This window comes from Pseudomonas tehranensis, assembly GCF_014268615.1.
GTDB classification, from domain to species: domain Bacteria; phylum Pseudomonadota; class Gammaproteobacteria; order Pseudomonadales; family Pseudomonadaceae; genus Aquipseudomonas; species Aquipseudomonas tehranensis.
Genome location: NZ_JABWQV010000383.1, coordinates 1 through 3,123, shown reverse-complemented (window position 1 = coordinate 3,123; position 3,123 = coordinate 1). Strand labels below are relative to the sequence as shown.

General features: G+C 62.0%; 4 protein-coding genes. All 4 read right to left on the bottom strand.

From position 1 onward, the window contains the following. Positions 1–67: 67 nt before the first annotated feature. Positions 68–694: an antibiotic biosynthesis monooxygenase gene (locus HU811_RS26145; protein ID WP_092399221.1), complete on the bottom strand. Its 627-nt coding sequence runs from the start codon at positions 692–694 to the stop codon at positions 68–70. Then, entirely contained in the window at positions 687–1,100 is a 414-nt protein-coding gene (locus tag HU811_RS26140) for a DoxX family protein (protein WP_186658955.1), read from the bottom strand. Before HU811_RS26140 ends, HU811_RS26145 begins: the two co-directional genes overlap by 8 nt. Beyond that, entirely contained in the window at positions 1,097–2,038 is a 942-nt protein-coding gene (locus tag HU811_RS26135) for a LysR family transcriptional regulator (protein ID WP_186658954.1), read from the bottom strand. The genes HU811_RS26140 and HU811_RS26135 overlap by 4 nt, the downstream gene beginning before the upstream one ends. Positions 2,039–2,169: 131 nt before the next feature. Continuing rightward, entirely contained in the window at positions 2,170–2,991 is an 822-nt protein-coding gene (locus HU811_RS26130) for an alpha/beta fold hydrolase (RefSeq protein ID WP_186658953.1), read from the bottom strand. Positions 2,992–3,123 lie beyond the last annotated feature (132 nt).

Sequence of the window (3,123 nt, the reverse complement as noted above, 5' to 3'; positions counted from 1 at the left end):
GCTTCGCAGCCCAGCGGGAGCAAGCTCCCTTGCCACAACAGTGTTTGTCACAACAGCTCGGCGCTGCTTAGGGCTCCAGGTGTTCGTGGGTTTGGGAGGCTTCCAGCCACGGCGCGAACAGGCGGGTCGCCAGCGGCATGCACACGTACACCACCGACAGCACGATGGTCAGGGTGATCAGGAACGTGGCGACTACGTAGTTGGAAAGAAATGCGTGCAGTTGCAGCAAAGGTCCCCAGATCAGCGGCACCAGCAAGGTGTGGGGCAGGATGACCAACAGCGTCACCACCGCCTGTTTCCAGCGTGGCGGGGGGATGGAGGCATCCGCCAACGGCGCGAACCAGAACTCCTTGTGAGGGGCGACTTCGGTCTGGTCGCCATCGGCCAGCAGCGGCGCGGCTTCTTCCACCAACTCGCGGCGCTGGGGCGAATCCAGCCAGCGTTGCATCGCCTCGGTGGAGCAGAAACGCAGCACGCAGGTAAACAGCGACAACCCGCCCAGCTTGCCCCGCACCACATCCACACCCAGGTGCCCAGGCCACTGACCGGCCACCCGCACGGTGCGGCGCAGCCAGGCCTCATAAGCCGCGTCCTGACCGGACTTGATCCGGTGCTTGATCACCAGCGTGACGATTTCATCAAAGCCAGGTTTTGCAGGGTCGCGGGTGGAATCAACGGTTTGAGGTTCAGACATGACGTAGCACTCCAACAAAACGCGTGTTCATCGCCAGCCGTCCAGGCCCGGCAATCAACACGCTGGTAAATACAATCAGCAGCAACCAGCCGAACTGCCCTTCCTCCAGGGTCCACTGCGGGTGTACCACCACCAGCGCGACGGCCAGCAGAAACAGGATCGGCACGCACGCCAGACGCACGAAGACCCCGGCTATGATCAGCAGAGGGCAAAGCACTTCGGCGAAAATCGCCAGCATCAGGGTGGGCGCGGCGCCCAGGTGAAACGGGTCCTCGATACGCGTCAGCTCAACGCTGTAATGCAACAGCTTGGGCAGCCCGTGGACCCACAGTAAAAACAACCCACCGCTCAGGCGCAGGAACAGCAAACCCAGATCCTGCAGGGAACGTTCATCCACGATGCTCATCGGTGAGCTCCCTCCGGGTAGGCGGCGGCCGGCAACGGTTGAGACATATGGGTGGCAATGCGCGAGCGCAGCCAGCGCTCGGCCGGATCGTTGTCATGCACACCGCTCCAAACCATCGACAACTCGGCGGCATTGATCTGGAACGGCGGATCCTCAGCACGCAGCGCGCAGCCTTCCACCAGCGCACAGGCGGCGTAGTCAGGCACGGTGGCGATCAATTCGGTGCCTGCCAGCAAGGCCCGCAGGCCGCTGAACTGCGGCACTGCCAACACCACTTTGCGCGTTCGACCGATGCGGGCCAGGTCCAGGTCGATGTTGCCGCTCAGGTCGCCCGAAAACGAAACCATGGCATGGGGCCGCGCGCAGTATTCGTCCAGAGTCAGCGGCCCTGGGCGCTGATCGCCGCGTAAGACCTTGCAGGGAATGTCGCGCAGTTTCTTGCGTTTGGCATTGGCCGGCAGGTCGGTGGTGTAACTCACGCCGACGCTGATTTCGCCACTGGCCAGCAGCGACGACATCAGCAGAAAATTGGCCCGGCGCACCACCACGATGATGCCGGGGGCCTCTTCGCGCAGTTGACTGAGCAAGGGTGGAAACAAGCCGAACTCGGCATCATCGGACAAACCGATGCGGAACACGTCGCAACTGGTAGAGGGATCGAAAGCCTTGGCTCGACTGACCGCGCCCGAGATCGTATCCATCGCCGGTTGCAGTTCCCGCAGGATCGCCAGGGCCCGCGGCGTCGGCTCCATACCGCGACCGTTGCGAATCAGCAGCGGATCGTCAAACAGGTCCCGCAAGCGTCCCAGCGCGGCGCTCACCGCCGGCTGGCCCATGAACAGCTTTTCGGCGACACGGGTCAGGTTCTTCTCGAACATCAGCGCCTCGAAGATCACCAGCAGGTTCATGTCGAGGCGGCGCAAGTCATTGCGGTTCATGGGTGCTATTCCTGTTGAATACCGGTCCTGTGGGAGCGGGCTTGCTCGCGAAAGCGGTGGGTCAGTGGACACTTATGTCGAATGTGCCACCGCATTTGCGAGCAAGCCCGCTCCCACAGGTTAGTGCTTGGTCAACCCTGGATGAACGCCAGCAGGTCCGCGTTCAAGCGATCCTTGTGGGTATCGGTCAGGCCATGCGGCGCGCCGGGGTAGATCAGCAACTGCGAGTTTTTGAGCAACTTGGCGGCGGCAATGCCCGCGGTTTCGATCGGGACCACCTGATCATCATCGCCATGGACCACCAGGGTCGGCACATCGATATTGCGCAGGTCTTCGGACAGATCCGTCTCCGAGAACGCCTTGATGCAGTCGTAGGTGTTCTTGTGCCCGGCGAGCATGCCCTGCATCCAGAACCAGTCGATCATGCCCTGGGAGACCTTGGCGCCCGGTCGGTTGGCACCGAAGAACGAACTGGCCACTTCTTTGTATAGCTGAGAACGGTCAGCCAGGGAGGCTTGGCGGAAACCGTCGAACACCTGTACGGGCAAGCCACCCGGGTTGGCCGGGGTTTTGAGCATCAACGGGGTCACCGCCGAAATCAGCCCGAGTTTGGCGACGCGGGCGGCACCATGACGCCCCATGTAGCGGGCGACTTCGCCACCGCCGGTGGAGAAGCCCAGCAGCACCGCATTCTTGAGGTCCAGCCGCTCGATCAGCTCGGCCAGGTCATCGGCATAGGTGTCCATGTCGTTGCCGTCCCAAGGCTGGCTGGAGCGTCCGTGCCCGCGGCGGTCATGGGCGATCACGCGGTAACCGTTGGACGCCAGGAACATCATCTGCGCCTCCCAACTGTCCGAGTTCAACGGCCAGCCATGGCTGAAGACCACCGGTTGACCACTGCCCCAATCCTTGTAGTAAATCTCGGTGCCGTCGCGGGTGATGAAGGTGCTCATGACGTGATTCCTTGAGATGAGTGGATGGCTCAATGGTCCGGTCAGAGGGGGCATTTGCGTGAGTTAAACGTTGTTAATTTTTTGGAGCGTCGGTGTGAACAACTGCTTTTGTGGCGAGGGAGCTTGCTCCCG

Excerpts from the sequence above, each read along its gene's own strand:
- HU811_RS26145 (WP_092399221.1), bottom strand. The coding sequence starts at position 694 with ATGTCTGAACCTCAAACCGTTGATTCCACCCGCGACCCTGCAAAACCT.
- HU811_RS26140 (WP_186658955.1), bottom strand. The coding sequence starts at position 1,100 with ATGAGCATCGTGGATGAACGTTCCCTGCAGGATCTGGGTTTGCTGTTC.
- HU811_RS26135 (WP_186658954.1), bottom strand. The coding sequence starts at position 2,038 with ATGAACCGCAATGACTTGCGCCGCCTCGACATGAACCTGCTGGTGATC.
- HU811_RS26130 (WP_186658953.1), bottom strand. The coding sequence starts at position 2,991 with ATGAGCACCTTCATCACCCGCGACGGCACCGAGATTTACTACAAGGAT.